The 17,039-nt window shown below is 50.8% G+C and carries 15 protein-coding genes; 7 read left to right on the top strand and 8 right to left on the bottom strand.

Going from position 1 to position 17,039, the window contains the following annotated elements; translation table 11 throughout:
* Positions 1–25: 25 nt before the first annotated feature.
* The gene (locus tag RUA4292_RS04225) at positions 26–1,132 is read left to right on the top strand and encodes an alkene reductase (RefSeq protein ID WP_058276467.1); all 1,107 of its coding nucleotides are present in this window, start codon (positions 26–28) and stop codon (positions 1,130–1,132) included.
* 1,230 nt (positions 1,133–2,362) lie between these two features.
* Here the strand turns inward: RUA4292_RS04225 and RUA4292_RS04215 are convergent.
* Positions 2,363–3,295 (bottom strand): SdiA-regulated domain-containing protein, encoded by a 933-nt coding sequence (locus RUA4292_RS04215; protein ID WP_058276465.1) that lies wholly within the window; start codon positions 3,293–3,295, stop codon positions 2,363–2,365.
* 213 nt (positions 3,296–3,508) lie between these two features.
* Between RUA4292_RS04215 and RUA4292_RS04210 the strand changes: the two genes are divergently transcribed.
* The gene (locus RUA4292_RS04210; RefSeq protein ID WP_058276464.1) at positions 3,509–4,231 is read left to right on the top strand and encodes a hypothetical protein; all 723 of its coding nucleotides are present in this window, start codon (positions 3,509–3,511) and stop codon (positions 4,229–4,231) included.
* Here RUA4292_RS04210 and RUA4292_RS04205 read toward each other — a convergent pair whose 3' ends face one another.
* Together RUA4292_RS04205 and RUA4292_RS04200 are read right to left on the bottom strand one after the other, a co-directional pair.
* On the bottom strand, positions 4,232–5,143 hold the full coding sequence (locus tag RUA4292_RS04205; protein WP_058276463.1) for a metallophosphoesterase family protein: 912 nt from the start codon (positions 5,141–5,143) through the stop codon (positions 4,232–4,234).
* 19 nt (positions 5,144–5,162) lie between these two features.
* On the bottom strand, positions 5,163–6,596 hold the full coding sequence (locus RUA4292_RS04200; protein ID WP_058276462.1) for a hypothetical protein: 1,434 nt from the start codon (positions 6,594–6,596) through the stop codon (positions 5,163–5,165).
* Positions 6,597–8,048: 1,452 nt separating this feature from the next.
* Between RUA4292_RS04200 and RUA4292_RS04190 the strand changes: the two genes are divergently transcribed.
* Genes RUA4292_RS04190 through RUA4292_RS04180 form a run of 3 tightly spaced genes read left to right on the top strand, consistent with a single transcriptional unit; the run spans position 8,049 to position 9,928 of the window.
* Positions 8,049–8,564 (top strand): DUF805 domain-containing protein, encoded by a 516-nt coding sequence (locus tag RUA4292_RS04190; protein ID WP_058276460.1) that lies wholly within the window; start codon positions 8,049–8,051, stop codon positions 8,562–8,564.
* A gap of 37 nt (positions 8,565–8,601) precedes the next feature.
* Complete coding sequence (locus RUA4292_RS04185) at positions 8,602–9,408, top strand: hypothetical protein (RefSeq protein ID WP_233493345.1); 807 nt, start codon at positions 8,602–8,604, stop codon at positions 9,406–9,408.
* A 37-nt stretch (positions 9,409–9,445) separates the two neighbouring features.
* Entirely contained in the window at positions 9,446–9,928 is a 483-nt protein-coding gene (locus RUA4292_RS04180; protein WP_233493344.1) for a hypothetical protein, read from the top strand.
* A 442-nt stretch (positions 9,929–10,370) separates the two neighbouring features.
* On the opposite strand, the gene RUA4292_RS04175 is transcribed toward RUA4292_RS04180, so the two are convergent.
* The 5 genes from RUA4292_RS04175 to RUA4292_RS04150 all read right to left on the bottom strand — a co-directional run bounded on the left by RUA4292_RS04175 (position 10,371) and on the right by RUA4292_RS04150 (position 15,344).
* Positions 10,371–11,333: a 2-keto-4-pentenoate hydratase gene (locus RUA4292_RS04175; RefSeq protein WP_233493343.1), complete on the bottom strand. Its 963-nt coding sequence runs from the start codon at positions 11,331–11,333 to the stop codon at positions 10,371–10,373.
* 15 nt (positions 11,334–11,348) lie between these two features.
* Positions 11,349–12,689: an adenylate/guanylate cyclase domain-containing protein gene (locus tag RUA4292_RS04170; protein ID WP_058276456.1), complete on the bottom strand. Its 1,341-nt coding sequence runs from the start codon at positions 12,687–12,689 to the stop codon at positions 11,349–11,351.
* Positions 12,690–13,151: 462 nt separating this feature from the next.
* Positions 13,152–13,631 carry a hypothetical protein gene (locus tag RUA4292_RS04160; RefSeq protein WP_058276454.1) on the bottom strand — a complete coding sequence of 160 codons (480 nt, stop codon included), beginning with the start codon at positions 13,629–13,631 and terminating at the stop codon, positions 13,152–13,154.
* 20 nt (positions 13,632–13,651) lie between these two features.
* Entirely contained in the window at positions 13,652–14,692 is a 1,041-nt protein-coding gene (locus RUA4292_RS04155; RefSeq protein WP_058276453.1) for a PLP-dependent cysteine synthase family protein, read from the bottom strand.
* A 103-nt stretch (positions 14,693–14,795) separates the two neighbouring features.
* On the bottom strand, positions 14,796–15,344 hold the full coding sequence (locus RUA4292_RS04150; protein WP_058276452.1) for a DUF6512 family protein: 549 nt from the start codon (positions 15,342–15,344) through the stop codon (positions 14,796–14,798).
* A 318-nt stretch (positions 15,345–15,662) separates the two neighbouring features.
* On the opposite strand from RUA4292_RS04150, the gene RUA4292_RS04145 reads away from it, so the two are divergent.
* Both RUA4292_RS04145 and RUA4292_RS04140 read left to right on the top strand, forming a co-directional pair.
* Positions 15,663–16,001 (top strand): c-type cytochrome, encoded by a 339-nt coding sequence (locus RUA4292_RS04145; protein WP_058276451.1) that lies wholly within the window; start codon positions 15,663–15,665, stop codon positions 15,999–16,001.
* 419 nt (positions 16,002–16,420) lie between these two features.
* Positions 16,421–16,837 (top strand): c-type cytochrome, encoded by a 417-nt coding sequence (locus RUA4292_RS04140; RefSeq protein ID WP_058276450.1) that lies wholly within the window; start codon positions 16,421–16,423, stop codon positions 16,835–16,837.
* Positions 16,838–17,039: the final 202 nt, after the last annotated feature.

Genomic DNA, 17,039 nt, shown 5'->3' with positions numbered 1-17,039 from the left:
AAGTTTACCAAATAAGGAAGCAGCAATGGCTGATGAAAAACTGTTCTCCGGCATCAAAGCTGGTGCAATCGAGCTGAAAAACCGCATTGTCATGGCGCCACTGACCCGCAACCGGGCAAGAGCCGAGGATGACAGTGTCCATGAATTGCAGGCCATGTACTACGCGCAGCGGGCAGATGCTGGTCTGATCATCACGGAAGCATCGCAAATTTCGCCCCAAGGCAAAGGCTACGCCTGGACGCCCGGCATCTATTCCGAAGGGCAGATCGACGGCTGGAAAAAAGTGACTGAGGCCGTCCATGCCAAGGACGGTAAGATCGTAATCCAGCTTTGGCATGTGGGCCGGATTTCGCATTACAGCTTGCAGCAGGATGGTGGCGCCCCTGTTGCACCATCCGCAATTGGAGCTAAGGCCAAGACGTTTGATGGTGAGCAGTTTGTTGAAACATCTGAACCGCGGGCTCTGGCCATCGAAGAAATTGCTGGCATCGTTGCGGACTACCGGAGGGCCGCGGAAAACGCCAAAGAGGCCGGTTTCGACGGTGTCGAGGTTCACGCAGCCAACGGATACCTTATTGATCAATTCCTGCGGGACGAATCCAACAAGCGTGAAGACGCATACGGCGGTCCTGTCGAGAATAGAGCACGGTTCCTGAAAGAGGTCATGGACGTGGTTGTCGATGTCTGGGGCGCCGACCGCGTTGGTGTCCGCCTCAGCCCATTCTCGGACGCCAACAACATCTCCGACAGTGACCCGCAGGCGACATTCACCCATGCGGTCAAATTGCTGAATGGCTATGGGCTGGCCTATCTCCATCTCGTGGAGGGACAGACCGGCGGCCCGCGCGATATTCCGGAAGGTGGCGATCTGAAGGCGCTCTATGAATTGTTTGACGGTGCGAAAATGGGCAACAACGCTTATGACCGGGAAATGGCGGTTGAAGCGGTTGAAACCGGAGCCGTCGATCTGGTGGCCTTTGGCCGGCCGTTTATTTCCAACCCTGATCTTGTCAACCGGTTGGAGAAAGGCGCCGCTCTGAATGAGCTCGATCCAACTACACTCTACGGCGGCAATGAAAAAGGGTACACCGATTACCCGGCACTAGCAGAGGAAGCGGTTGCCGCAGAGTAATACATCGCTCTAGCCTCCGTAGTGACAGGCAATACCAAATAGAGTGAGCGCGCCGATTTGGACGCGCTCACTTCGCGGGCACGGCAATACCCTTTCTTGAAGCCGGGATCTAACACAAGCCTGCGAGTGAACTGCTTCCCTATGATCAGGGTTGAATATTTCCAATTAGAATGCACTCTTGATTGAGAGGCGCCCGGTTTAGTTGAAGAAGATGTGCGGTGACAACCATTAATTGAACGCGTTTCTCGAACAGCGCAATGTTATGGGCAAATCGTGCAAACTTATGCGCAAATGGTGCGCAATATTATGGGCGAAAGTCTTCAATTTTTGTGTGTAATATCAATGGCGGGGATGCAACGTTATGAGCGCCCCTACAGATATTTGTAGGTGCGCCCATAGCTTTGCATTTCGCCTAAAGATTTGCATCTTTGGCCCAAAACTCTGGGCGCCGTAACGGTCTTTCGATTTTGGAGTTCTAGTTACGTTCCGGCTGACGAATTCTTGACTGGTTCTGTGCGAAGACTGTGAATCCGACGAAGCTTGTGCACTCGCTGATTCAAGCCCGAAGCGAACGCAAACCGCTGGAGAGTGTGTCGGAAAGCGGAACTTCGCTTTAGTTGATAGAGCAGAAATTTTGATCGGCCAATGCAGATATCCGTAGACTTCAGAAACTGACTTTCATTCGGCACAAATCTGTTTGCATCGAGTTCTTCGCTGCTGCATGTTCATGGAACATTTCTTCAAAGGGTTTTCAATGAAGTATTTGATAATATTGGGAAATGGGTTTTCCATCGATCTGTTGCATCACATGGGTAAGTTCGGGGATTATCCTCTGACGAACCTATTGTCATATGGAGACAAGTTGCGCTGGCCAGCAAGCGATTCTAATGCGTTTATTTCGTTCAGGCATACACCGAATTTGTGGTTGCTTGGGGTCAGGTCGAACAACCCGACCGAGAAGAATATGCAAATTGTTGAAAACATAATTACGTGTGCCAACGCGATACAAATGAAGTGTCTGACGTCAGCGCTTAGGGTATCAGATCTCTGATCTGGCCAGACTAACAGCAGGATATGGCTATTCAGTTCGCTCCAACGGCCAAGAGCATGGCCTCGGTGCAAACTTAAGTGTTCGGTTCTGATTAGGGTGGGCCAACGAAGAGGAGTGGTAAGCTGGCTGTAACAACTTGCGGAAGCTATCGTGGCGATGTGAGCTTCATTCTCTAGTGATCAAAATTTGGGGATATTAAAAACATAAAGCCGTGATTTCTTGGCGTCGTCTGTCAGGATGTAGAGAAGCCCTTTGGTTTCATCGAGAGCGATTCCTTCGGGATGTTTAACTTCCTTTTGTTTGCCATCTTCTGTGAACGTCAAACTGATAGACTTTACTGACTTGGATTTTGGATTGTAGACGAAGATCTGACGGCTTTTGTCACTCACAATCCAAAGAGAACGCGAGGACCTGGACCATGCCAGGCCACTCAAATCCAGTTCATCATCATCTACACGCTCGGAGATAAAACCTGCATCGCGGGCTAAAGGAATGATCTCAATAATTTCGTCTAGCTCTGGCGATAACACCATTAACAACCTTGGTTGTCCCTCAATGCCAACGAAGACCCGCCCAGATTCCGGGTCAACGGCGATGCCTTCGGGTCCCTTATTCAAAGGGTTGCCGACGAGTAATTCAGCGGCGGTCGGGTAACCATTAAGAGATGCGAGAGGTATTGTAGTCAGTTGAATGGGGTCAGTCGGGTGAACGACTAGGATTGATCGGTCAGTTTCTTGAAGCACCAAAACAGAACCATCTTTTCGAGGTGCAACACCCTCTAAATCTGATCCTGCCAATGCTGGCAACTTGAAAGAGTTTCCTAATACCCCGTCGATTCTAAGTAGGTGCAGTTTAGGTTCGGCATCACTTACAGACCACAAGAAGCCTTCAGCGTTAGACATTGCTAAACCGGAAGGCTCTGAAAATCCCTCTGATTTGTCTGCCACCTTGAATTTATCGACCAGAACCAAACCAGCACTTTCGGCGCAGGCAAAATCGGTCCAAGGCAAGAAGGCTGCCGCAACCAAGCTGGCCGCAAAAGCGAGTCGTCTAAGTTTGCAGAAACAAAGTGAAATTTCAGCTTTTGACGAAAACACTGTGTTTTCTGTCATTGGATTCTCTCGCGCTTGGACCACATCCCCGTGTCAGCGTTCGTATCACAGTCCGGATGCGATGTCCGAAGAATGCACGGTAATCTCTTTACCTGATCCCGCCTGTTGCGATTGAATTGGACAAGATGTGCCTTTGTCGGAAGGCAATCTGCTAGAGTAAGCAGGAAGGAAGTTAAGTTGAACAAGACTTTCCCACTCCTGGCCGTGCTATTAATGGTACTGTTGCCAGGCGTTGCGGTGTCACAAGTCGACCCCGCAACCATGTTGGCCGGCACTTCAGAGTCGGAAATACTTATCGAGCGACGTTGGACGCAGTTTCGCGGCAGACAGGAACTGTATTTTTTTACTCTCGACGTCATCGTAACTGTCATATTGACTGGACTGATCGTTTATCACCCTGTGAGGCGGAGAGCCCGGAGAAGTGTCAGCGATATTGTCATGCCGCGACTGTTCTTCCTATACGCGCTTGTCGGCATGGCGGTAGGGTTTCTGGTCGTACAGCACGGATCAATGATCGGGTTCGTGATCTTTGGAATAGGAGCCCTGTTGAGGTTCCGATCAAATATGGATGACCCGGTCGACACGGTGGAAATGATTATAGTCACCGTGCTTGGGCTGGCGGTAGGGCTGGGTTTGCCGTTGATGGCCACACTGGTGGCGGTTGTGTGCTGGTGTTTCATTTGGCTCGGTGGGCGAAACAAGGGCGTGGAGATTTCGCTCAAGGCTTCAGACGAAAAGCACTCATTGAACGTCAGCGGTGCCATTGAAGCTATGGCGGCAGACGCTGGCTGGAAGCTGGTCAGAAAACATCACGTTCCGGGCAAATCTCGCGTTTCATTGCTTTTCATCACCTCGGGTGGACTTTCAGAAGCCCGGATAGAAGAGATGATAAACGATCTGGTCCCTGAAAAAGTTGAGCTGAAACTCAACCTCTAGTCATTTCACAAGGTCTAATCGTTTCAACACCGCATTCGGGGATCTGATCTCTTTCGGAAGCGACTTGAAGTTGACCGACCTTTCGAAATCAGGCCCTCGATATACTGCTATCCCAAACTCGCCGTTCGGCTGGAACTTAACATGAGTGAAGCTGTGAGGTGATCTGGCGCTATCGCCAATAAGCCGTCGCGGGCCACCTCCCAAACAAGCTTGGGAGACATAAGCCACACCGTCTTTCCAACCGGGGTAGAAGGCATGATGGTGGCCTGACAGGTGCAGAACAACACCGCTTTCCAGGTAGATTTTTTCAAGCGTTGGGTCACCGATGATTTCGCGTTCGCGCTGGGTCGCGAAGGGCCAAAGCGGGAGGTGACTGAACGTGACAATCGGGTCTCCGTCTGCACCCAGTTCCTGTAGGCGGTCCTGCTGGTCACCGGATAAGGGTCCTAGGGTTGTTGCATCCAGAGACGCAAAAGTAATGCCCTGCATCTCAAATGCGTAGAAGAACGGGTAGTCATCTGAAACCAAGAAATCGACGTCTGGTTTTCTCGGAGTCCATTCCTCTGCGTATATTTTTCTTTCACGCTCGAAGCCACGGTACGCAGAGGCATCATGGTTTCCTGGCGTGACCGCAAATGGAATGCCGGCAGCCTCTAAAGGATCTGATACTGCCTCCTGAAACGCCTTCCACATATCCCTGACCTGTTTGTCGGACAAGTTGGGAATGCGCTGTCCCGCAACCATATCTCCGGTCGAAATAACCAGATCTGGATCAATCTCGATTATGCGCTCAATCGCTTTGTCGACGCGGGCATCGTATTTTACCGAGCCATAGCTTCCGTTCAGATCCGATATGACGATTACATCCAATGCCGCGGCCTTGCAGGTTAGCAGGGCGGTCCAAATGAACACCGCAATAAGAGCAGAACACCTACGGTTCATAACAGTCCACAGCCTCTACCTCGGTGCCGTTTCTCAAAAAGAATGCGACAGGATCCAAGTCGAACATCAAATCGCCATTTGAACAATTGCTCTGGAGGATGGACGTTGCCAGCGCAGAATTTTTGACAACTTGTGCAATCTGACTGTCTGACAACCCAAAGCTTTGCGATAGCCAGTCATAGCCCGGGCCTTGGGTTTGAAGGTCACTATTCAATGTAACCAAGCGCCGGTACGTGCTTGGAGAGAAGTGGCGAATTTTCTCCAGCATTTGAGTAGATTTCGCGAAGTTGGCATACTCGACACGCCCGCCAGCATCGTTGTCGTTTAGATTGCTGCGACGGATCAATAATGCGCCGGTGGGAACGTCTCCATCGTTTGGCTCATGGTGCTTGGCTTTCTTATGCTTCAGCTTTCCGTCTTCGACCCAATACCAATAGGGTGTGAAGTCTATGTTTCCTACGCGGTCCTGCTGGCTAAAGATGAAATCGAGGAGAACAATCTCGGTAAGTTCTTGCATCCAAAATGCCATCTGTTGGTCGCTGACATCGGGACCGAGATCCTTGTTGATCATCCGGTCTTTTCGACCTTCGCCGACGCCCTCTACAATGGCCTCTGGCAAGGGTTTTGAAGAACGCAAAGCCAAGAAAGCAGGAGTTTCCTGAAAATCGCGGTTCTGACCTTTCCCCCAACCAGATTTACGGGTGCCGTTGATCTCCGAGCCGTATCGATGCCCAGGGCTATCAAGCAGCACACCGTATATTTGCGTTCGATCTGCGGTGAACAGATCGTCGGTTGGCTGGTATGAGTTCGGGTCAGCATCCGCAGCTGCGAAGACCCGCCAGCCTTCGTGGTTCATGCGCCCGCCATGAGAGCCACCAGAAATCGCAAGGCCAGGCTCTGCGACTTCGGAAAAATGCGCCTGGGCGTCCATGCTACGCCAAACAGCGACTGGAACTTTGACAGTCGCATCGAAATATCTGGAGAAATGATAGTAAAGCAGCGACGAGGTGGAAAACGTTCCGCTGGTGCCCTTTTGGTTCATGGTGGACTTGAACTTGGCCACTCTGTCCTTGGCCAGATCTTTTGCCGACTTCCCCTCTTTGCAAGCGTTTCTCTCGAATTCGGAACGGTTCCCCGTGTAGGGTCCTTCCGAAATATCGTAGACTGCCATTCCTGGGCTGGTGCTCCAGGTTTTTGGGCAAATAGCAATTTCGGAGGCATAGAAATCGATCTCGCAATAGGCCGTTTCTTCCTCAAGATCGCTTTTCTTATACTCGCCCGTTGGAACTTTTTCGATCCGAATACAGCGTTCAGTAACGCCGTTGGGACTATCAAATGTCGTGGCTTCACCGAGAACATCGTCGCTCGCCCACAAGACCGTGGGTGCAATGAAAGCAAGTGACCCCAGAAGATTGAACTTCATTTGGATAGTCCTCCCAATATCATTTGGGGCAAATCGCTGCCTGTTGCTCGTTGGAGATCTTCAATTTTGGGTCGACACTGAAGTTGGAAAATTTTGATTCAATCCACTGGTCGCACCCGCCTGAACAAGGGGCTCCGTTTCGGGCATCATTCCAATATTCCTTGGCCCTTTCTTCTTTCCAACCGCAAAACTGAACGAGCGCCATCGCCGACAATGCACCTGAGGAATGAACGCCCCACATGCAGTGCACCAGAACAGGGCCCTTTCCAGGGTTTTTAATCACCTCGTGTATGGACGACATGACAGCATCGGGTCGGGAGGATCTGGCGCTCTGATAGTCAAAGGATCCGTTTCCGCAGCTGGTGCGACCGTATTCAGTGTTTTTGCCGAAGTCGGCATAAAACCCGGTTGAAAACCCTTCACCGCACAGAGTTTCGCGTTGACCTTCACTTAGGCCAGTTCGATCCTTGTCGCCGCCCTTGAAACCGGATCGATACAACACTCCGCTTAAGACTGGGCGAAAGAAAGCGACACCATCAATGCCTCCGTCACCACCCTTTGAAAGCATTTGACTGTTGCTTGGACCGCCATTTCGACTGGTCACGTCAGAATTCGCAGCGGTTGCGAGAACACCAATGAATATGAGGGACGCCAAAAACCGCATGCCAAATCCTTTCTATTCTTGAACCTTTAATGCTCAAACTCTTCTCACTTGGTAATCTATTGGAGCGGCTCATTCTCAGCAGCCGTATCAAGTGCGCGATAGACTTTCCGACCGTAAGCTTTAAACCGGCCACACCAGATTGATGATAAAGACGACCACGAAGTAGGCCAGAAAAACTTTCCAGTTCAATTGGTGTTTGTTTTCTTCGTTTATCACGCCGGCCGATTTCAATGCCAGTTTTGTTACAATTAGAGCGGATACGATTGTTTGAGGCTCTCGCGTTTGGGCAGCCGACAGAACACACAGCGTTCCTGTGACTACCTTTCCCAAAACTTCCCGCGGGGGGCTTGGTCGGCGGGAAGATATTTCGTTGACTATCGGGGCCGACAATAACGTGGGATGACCGAATGAAGTCACAGGCAAAAGCTAGAGCGAACTCTGGAAAGAGGGCGAGTACGTTAAGTCTAAGCATCGCGCCCTCCCAACGACTGATCCGTGTAAAGTGCCTTCCGGCTGCCAGCACTCACTCCAGCGGCCGGAAGGGCTCGGCAAAGCGAGCAGCAACGACAACAACGGAGGTAAAATGAAAGTTGTGTCGAATTCGCATGTTTGAATCTAATTATTAATAAATCAATATTTTTTCCGCGCGCAAACTTCGCTACCTTTTCATAGGATAGTTTTTTGGCGTTCAAACACAAAAGGAAGGTGGGAAAACCCAGAAGGGCAAGTCTGTTCCTTTAGGTAGCGAGGCGTTCTGAGGCCGCACAGAAACTTAGAAAGGGTTGAAAATGGGGTTTGTGGAAGCAGTTAAAACCTGTTTATCGAAATACTTCCAGTTCTCCGGACGGGCTATACGTTCAGAATACTGGTGGTTCTTCTTGTTTGTGGTACTTGTGAGTGCTGCTTTGGCTGTATTGGATACGATCCTATTAGGGACCGACCCTGAAACAGGGCAAGGATCTCAGGTTCTGTCCTTTGTTTTCCAATTGGCTGTTCTCATACCTATGCTGGCCGCCGGTTGGCGGAGGCTACATGATACAGGACGACCTGGCTGGTACTTGCTGCTGCCGATGGCGCTCAGCATTACAACGCTTTTTGTTATGCGGGGTGGCGTGGCATTCTTTTCGGTATTGGAGCAAGGTACGGAAAACCCCGATGCATTGCGAGGACCCGCGGCAGTCCTGGGCATGACTGGTATTGTTGTTGTCTCAATTCTTCAATTGGTTCTGTCTGTCCTGATGATCTGGTGGCTGACGCGACCTTCCCAAGAAGGCGCAAACGAATACGGCGAACCTGTTTCCTGATCTGGTTGCACAGGTAACGGGCCGGAATCTCTGCTGAATGACTGCGCGAAACGTAACACCATGGAGAGAAAAAATGAGGTTCAAAACGATTTCCATTGGAGCGTTGATGATGGGAATGGCGACCACAGCATCGGCGGAGTGGTCGGTCAACTCCGGGCCTAATCCCAATGCATTTATTCAGACCGGAAACATGACGCTGGAGCTTCAGTGTGACCGTATCCGCTTTGCTCCGGCTGGATATGAGGACAGCCAGGACATTGTGGAGAAGCAGGGGCTTTCCATTCGATTTTTGAAGAACGGCACCACCGAAGTTGGAGCATTTCAGGTTGGCGCAGAAAACGCGGCTTTGCAGATCGTCGACAATTATCCTGTCGAGGTCAGTTTCAATAGTCAGCAAGACTATGGTTTCGTACTGGACCAGCTTGCGGCCAATGCATCGGTTAATCTGTCGATGATTGATCAAGATGTCAGCTACGGAATCTTTGACTTGAAGGGTTCCAGCGCGGCAATTCGGTCCCTTCGTTCCGCCTGCGAGTCAGATAATAACCAGGGGGCCTCCTACGAAGCGCCCGAAGGCATCGTTTATTGTGGTGGCGGAGCGATAGAGCGCGTGATCGAACCCGTAATTTTGGACAATCCAGAGGGGGAGTGGGACGCGCGAGTAACGGTCAACGGCGAGTCGATCAGAGCCATGACGGCCTACAGTTACTTTGGAAACTCTGTACCGCCCGCCGGATTTGTCGTCGCCCTGCTTGGGGAGGACAGGTCCGAGTTTCTGATTTTTAGCGAACGCTCGGCAAACTGGCTGGAATATGGGGACTACAGGTATGATCAGTGCAATTGATACCTCCTTCCAACCAGCTTCCCAAATAGCGCGTCAGATGAAATGTTTGGTCGCCGGGGTTATGCTTGCTTCGGGCCTTGTTTGGACCTCACCAGCTGTCGCGGCAGATGTATCGCAACTTCCGCCCGGTTTGCAGGCGAAGGTTGATCTGGCGGCACGAGCCTGCACGTCGTTCAACGACGGTCAGTTTGACATAGCCTGGGGCGCGGTTGAAAGGGTCGATCTCGACGGAGATCTACAACGCGACTGGGTTCTGAATGAGTCTGGTTTTGCGTGTTCGAGCGCCGCATCTCTTTACTGCGGAACTGGCGGATGCATGTCGCACTTCTTGATTGAAGAAGAGGTTCAATCCTTGCTCAACCAGGGCTGGACGGTTGTTGATTTTGGGCGTCAACGCGTTGTTGTTGCAGATATTCATGGATCCAATTGCGACGGAATAAACCCAACGCCTTGCGTCACCGCCAGTGTTTGGGACGCGGACGCTAAGACGTGGCGCTCGTCTGCTGGCGATTGGGAATAAGTTGCATTTGAGAATTGCGGATAAGCCATAGGAGCTGGTTTGTTCGATGGGTTCTCTGTGGCACGCAAACTTATGGGCAAATCGTGCAAAGTTATGCGCAAATACCGCGCAAAGTTATTGGCACGCTTCCAAGATTCTCTTCAATGAAATCAACGTCGGAAATGCAGCGTTATGAGCGCGCCTACAATATTGTAGGTTTGCGCATAGCACTTCGCGCACCCCATAAGTTTGCGTAGTTTGCCCATAGTATTGCGCTGTGAGTTTCTGTCTGCCGCTCCGACGGATTAAATTAACTCAGGGCGCAACTCTAGCGGTTCTCGACTTTCTGCGGCTATCGACCTGAAGCGGATACTGCCTGAACAGCTAAGTATGAAATTCAGCTAGTTGCGTATTGAGAAAAACTTTTCTTTGGTGCAGTCGGCGTCACAAATCTACCAAAGCCTCATGCAAATCGCACCGATAGCTCGGTGTCCATAACGCCACCAAAAACAGCTGACCATAGTTCGCCCGGCGACACAGGCCATGCGTCCGTCAATGTGCCAGTTGTGACTAGCTCGCCTCCCTGAAGCTGGTCGGCGTCGGAGAGCAGAGTCACAAGATGAGCCAGGACTTCGATTGGGCCTCCAAGCGCGTTTTCACCTTTGCCGGACTCGATGACCTCGGTGCCCTTTAACAATGCTAGTGGCACTTCTGCCAAGCCGGTCAAAACATCATGCGTCGCTGCGATTTTGTCGCCAAGAACAAGGCAACCATGCAATCCTTGTGCTGCAATTGAATCTTCGACCGAGAATTTCCAGTCGGGATAAATCGATTGAACAATTTCAAATCCCGGGGCAACCCACTCTACGCAACCTGCCAACTGCTCATTGTTCATTTCAGCCGTCGGGGCATAGCCAAGGCCTAGTACGATTTCTGGTTCGATTCTCGGTTCTGAATACCTAGCCAAGTTTACCGGCTGATCAGTCGAAAACAGCCCATCTGAGTGAACCTCTCCCCAAATGGGTTGATCCACACCGTAAACAGGCCAAATAGTGCGGTTCGTGAAGCCGACCTTCCGGCCAACTCTCTTTTTGCCCTGAAGCTCTCGGACGCGACTTGCAATCGAATATGCGTCATCCAGCGTTAGTTGTCCTGTCTCTGAAGACATTTTAGGTATCTGTTGAGCAAAGGTCAGGGCATCAGCGATTTTCTTGGCGTTAGCTTCAATATCTCTTGTCATATGCGCATTATACGCGCCGACGGCTGGATTGCGATGCAAGCAAGGTTTGAAGGACCAGAATAGTGATCTCCGCCTAAGTCTAGGTTCAGGACGTTTAAAGTGTTTCGAACTTAAACGGCATTTTCTACCATCAGCGGACGTTCGACATAATCGGGGCAACGACTGAGTTGCGGACGAAACGGTCAATTGAGATCGCTGTCGCTACTTGGAGTATTTCCAGACTTTTACTTCAGACGCTCTGCCGCGGATTTTCTGAAGACCTGCATCAATCAAGGGATCAAGATTGGCGTTTGGGTTATGCTGTTTGATTGCACAAACCAAATCGTCGCTCACAACCAGCCGAGTGTTCAGTTGTCTGGATAAGTGCTCGATCCTGCTTGCGATGTTCACAGTGTCGCCAATCACGCTGTATTCCAAGCGCCGTTCATTCCCTATGTCTCCGGCGACCACGGCGCCCCAGTGCAGTCCGATCCCAACACGGATCGGATCGTCGCCGGACAACGCTCTTTCCGTGTTCCACTCGTCCAATGCTTCGAGCATTTCATAAGCGCTGTTTAGTGCGTTTTCAGGGTCGTGAGGGTTCGGGTTGGGAGTTCTAAAGGTCGCCATCAGCCCGTCGCCAATGTACTTGTCCAAGGTGCCCGAGTTTCTAAACACCGCTTTACCCAAACGGTCATGATAGCCTCTATGAAGCTCAATCACCTCATCGGCAGTCGCTTTTTCGCAAAGTTTTGTGAACCCGATGATGTCCGCAAAAAGTACGGCAACTTTTTGGTGTTTACCGGTCGAAAGACCAACACCTGAACTGCTTAGTTGGTCGACTACATTTGGTGAAAAGTATCTTGCCAGACTGGCCCGATTCCTCTCAGTCGAAAGGAGACTGCTAACGAGCCGCCGAGATCGCGCAACAACGATAGCAAACCCCGCAGACAATATCACAACAACCAGCAATTCTGTGGCGGCATATCCCAGAAACAGAAAATTAAGGTCAGTGCCTCCATCAAGCCAAGCTTCAACTGTCTGTTCCGGCAAGTCCAGATTACTGTACGAACCTGGTAGGCTCAAAAACCATACCCACATGCCGATACGAGCAATCGCTATGCTGATACCGCACCAGACAACCAAGAAAGGTCGAAAGCTGAAGGATGCCTGCATCAGAAACATCAAAAAGTATAAGAAACGCGCGGAGTTCATCGAAATGGCTGGCGGCCACGAAATGTCGGAAAACGGCGAACCGAGACTAAAAACTACCGCCAGAAACAGGCCGTCTAACGTAACGAACACGTACTGAATGCTGCGTCCGCCAAGACGCGAGTATGCTGCGATGTACTGCAAACCACCGAGCAAAACAAAAGCGAAGATTTCAAGAAGAGCAAAATAATATGATGGCCCAGCTTCCGGGCTATCAATGGCTTGCCACAGTAGAACAAGTGCAAGAGCAATAGTTCGGACCTTTGCGGCGAGCATCATGCCTTGGCGTTCTTCTTCGGCGAAAGCCGCGCCGCCGCGTGATCGTACTCTTTCTTGAACGGTTTCTGACATGCGCCAGACAGTCTAACCTATTCACGCCAAATCGCTAAGTCACTCTCTCGCATGGACGGAAAAGCAATACAACTCCGTCCGCTTTGGGCTCGGTGCTGCCGTTCTCTGAGGTGAGCATCACTGACTGCTTGCGGCTGGAAGCGGTTACTCACTAGCGGGTCTTGCGAATCCCGAGAAACGGAACAGAACCGCAAAGATTTTGCACCATATTTTTGCCAAGATTTATCGAATCCGTCACAAGATTGAGAACATATTTGGACGGCTGAAAGAGCGGTGCAGGGTCGCGACAATTGATGACAGGCACTTTAGAAACTTCATGTCTACCATCGCCCTCGTGGCTAAGGTTTTGTTTCTGTTGTAAGTCGAAAATCAAGGAAATCGCCGTCGAACAGATCATGCCCGATCCAAAAGTTCTGGCCAAATGGGCCAGGCGAGTAAACCAACCGGTAACGCTGTGTGAGCTTACTCTTGCGACGATCCTACGGTTAAAATCTTCCCATTACTCCAAACCAGAGCCTCATAACAAACCTCGGCTCCTGCGCCTCCGCACCAACCACCGTCTCGTCCAATAAGCAGTATACGGTCAGGTCCCCAGTCAATAAGACGCCAACCCGTTGCCTGCCACGACATGGTTTCTCCGTCGACGATAAGATTGAGCATGCAACCCCCTGTTCCGCAGTACATAGAGGCAGCGGAAGAACAGGAATACTGGCTTTCATCTACGAGTTCAGCCTTAGCCGTGCCAAACTGCGAGCGCAGCTCGATCTCGGTCACAGCGTCACCCTGATCAAACTCTCCATTCTCGAAGTCTTTGCAATCAGCAGCCGCGCTTTCGATGATCCGTTGTGCTTCCTGAGAGGAGGCCAAAACTGTTGTGGCGCAAAACAACACTGCGACCATTGATGCCAGAAGCGCTGCCAATACAAATTTCGCCCTTTTCATTCTGTCCTCTTCGTTTGAATTCAGTGATATCCCGCCAAAGTAGCTTCGTAAGAGGCGGTTTCGCCGAAGTTTTCCATCACCCAATCCGGATCGTAGTAGGTGTCGAGATAACGGTTTCCGTCGTCACACAGAATAGTGACGATGGAGCCAGATCGTCCGGCCGCCTCCATCTCTTGCGCAATTTGCAAAGCCCCCCAAAGGTTTGTGCCTGTTGATGGGCCCGCCCGCCGCCTGATCCGATCTTCAAGCCAGAGCATTGTCGCAATGCTTGCGGCATCTGGCACTTGGATCATACGGTCGATTACATCTGCCAAAAACGACTTCTCTACTTTGGGACGTCCGATACCTTCGATACGACTTGAACAAGAGCGGGTCAGGGTCCTTTCTCCGGTTCGAAAACTATCAAAAAACACTGAGTTTTCTGGGTCCACAACAACCAATTCACTGTTAAAGCCTTTGTAGCGAATGTACCGCCCAAAAGTTGCTGAAGTTCCGCCAGTGCCCGCGCTCATCACAATAACCGATGGAATTGGATGTGGCTCTCGTTCCATCTGACGAAAAAGGCTTTCTGCAATGTTGTTGTTGCCTCTCCAATCCGTCGCCCGCTCGGCGTAAGTGAACTGATCCATGAAGTAGCCACCGACTTCAGCTGCCAGTTCAACCGAGGCCTGGTGCATGTCCGGCGCCGCATCGACGAAGTGGATTTCCCCACCTTGGAACCGGATTAGGTCGATTTTGCTCTTGGCGGTAGATTTTGGGAGAACCGCGGTAAAAGGCACTCCGATCATACGGGCGAAGTAAGCTTCTGAAACGGCAGTGCTGCCAGACGAGGCTTCGATTACACGTGTCCCTTCCCTTATTTTCCCGTTTACAAGCGCATAAAGGAAAAGCGACCGCGCCAATCTGTGCTTGAGACTGCCGATCGGATGGGTACTTTCATCCTTGAGATAGATGTCTACGCCCTTCAGCCCCCGAACGGGTAGCTTGAAAAGGTGCGTATCGGCAGAGCGGTGTGCATCCGCATTGATCTTAGCTATCGACTCCGAAATCCAATGATCCATGCCTCTACTCAATATCCCCGCTTAGCACCCGTCAAGCTCGGGAAAACCGTTTTAGGATTTATGGGGATCCAAGTATGCGCCACCAATTGGTCAGACTGTCCATCTAATGGGCAGGAATGCCTATCGTGCCAGAACGTGCTTCAATGAACAGCCAATGATTAAGAGGGAAAAATGTTAAGGTACTATAGGCGACAACTTGAAGCCCAAAGAGAACCAGGCCGAATACATGGATGAGTTCACGCATTCGATCTTCATAAACAAGCATAAGAATTGACACGATCTGGCCGATGCAAATTGCAGCAACAAATATTCCAATATCAAAAACCAAAAAGTTGCGCTCAAGTATCGCTGTGTACGCCGTGAATACTGTCACAATCAAAATAGCAGTAGTTGCAAGGCTAAATCCCTTAGCGCTAAATACGTCCCTTCTTGTAAGTCGGGGTGGAAGCGGCATTAGGCAGGCCCACAACAATCCTGGCCAAAAAGCCAGCTTTAAGTGCTCCCAAATTGACTCGTTGACAGCTGCCACAAGCGCCATTGGCGTCCAACCTCCTAGCAAAACAAATGCAAAGTGAAGCCCGGACCCGAGTAGGATCATTAGGATCGCCCCTATCGCTTCGAGCCAAACTATTCGGGGCGAAGCTTCCAGCATGTTTGGATCTCCCAATCCTGATTGTCGAATACTCTGCTTAGATTCACAAAAGTGAAATGCCCACAGACATAGAAGGTCTAGAAATAGCTTTCACCGCCATAGTGAGCGGCAATGTCCAAGTCCTTGTCAGATTTGTAAAATTGACCCTCACCGACTTTAAAGCCGCAGTTGCGGTCATTGCCATGCGCTACAATAGACCGTAGGTTGGATTAAAAACCGGGGTAGAGCATGCACGCTACAAGGTGGGTTGTATTATCGGCTGGATTTTTTGCTCTGGCCACAGCGTCGTGTACAGATCTGTATCCTGACGCCGACGTCATGCCCACCCGCGCTGATGGGGCGGCATTTTTCTCAGAAAACTGTACTTCTTGTCATGGTGTGGATGGTAGAGGCGGTGGCCCGGCAACCAGCGATCTTTCCGTTTCGCCAACAGATTTGACAACATTGAGCGCGAAGAACGGAGGCACTTTCCCTCAAGCACGGGCACTAAGTTACATTTATGGCGACACAGAAAACAGCCATCTTGCTCGGGTTATGCCGGAGTTTGGCGGGGAAATGGCGGAAGACCTGGTTCCGGTTGAAATCGAGGGTGTCTTGACGCCCACCCCGCGCGAGTTAGCGGGGTTATTGTTTTTCTTAGAAAGCATCCAACAGTAGATTAATGTTCTTGGCGCTAGGTCAGCAATTGACCGTTTGTCGGTGTTCTGGACTTGCACCTTTTTTTGACCCGGTGACAATTGCAGGCCTAGCATTGTGAAGCGCCGTGCTCTGCTAGGCGTAAGCAGTCATTCAATATCATATGGCCGAATTGGCGTGTCGAGTCCAATTCTGGCAGACTGCGAGGTGACATATGATTTATGTCAAAGAGCCGAGCGCCTTCACATGCTAAATTTCGAATGTTAAACGGTGAAGCTGTTCTGAGCTCGTTGCTGCCTGTCCCCATCAATCGGTTTTGGGCCACAGGATAGCAAATGTTATATGGTAAAGGACCGACGTTGACCGGGGGAAGATGTCGGTCCATTTCTGTTGTAGTAAACTCTCGTATTGCAAAGGACCTCCGGCTTATGAGGCACTTTATGATCGTTGCAAGCATGGGCATTTCTTCGGTTGCGACGATATCTGCGGCCGATGAGTTTTCGGACCTTGGCAAAGACCTCTTTGTTGAGCATTGCGCCAGATGTCACGGAATCGATGCATCCGGAAAAGGACCTGACGCAGCTGCTTTGAAAACAGAGCCAGCTGATTTAACAAAGATTTCCGACCGAAGGGGGGGCGTGTGGCCCATGTTGGAGGTCATGTCGATCTTGGACGGTTATTTGAAAGTTCAAGAACCTCGCGATGACATGCCGGTAATCACCGAATTGAATGACGGCCCTGCTGTCGAATTCGATACGGGGAATGGTTTGGTTACGCGTATTCCTTCCAGACTTATCGAAATTGCTGAGTATTTGGAGAGTATTCAGTCTCCGAAGCCGGAACGTTATGTTCCGTGAAGTTCTGATCAGCATTTGTGTACGCTAAAGAGTGCTGCGTTGGGCGAGTGCCGTATCTGCCAAGAAGCAACGAATATGCGGATCGCGTTGTGGACGATGCCGTCGCGGTCTGGTCTAACTTGCTTCAATATCAGGCCTCGCGCTTCACAGCGCTCTAATCCAAGACTTCTTGTAGTACCTCACCGCTCGCACCATTAGGACG

This window comes from Ruegeria atlantica, assembly GCF_001458195.1.
Classification (GTDB): Bacteria; Pseudomonadota; Alphaproteobacteria; order Rhodobacterales; family Rhodobacteraceae; genus Ruegeria; species Ruegeria atlantica.
This window is presented reverse-complemented; position numbering and strand designations above follow the sequence as displayed.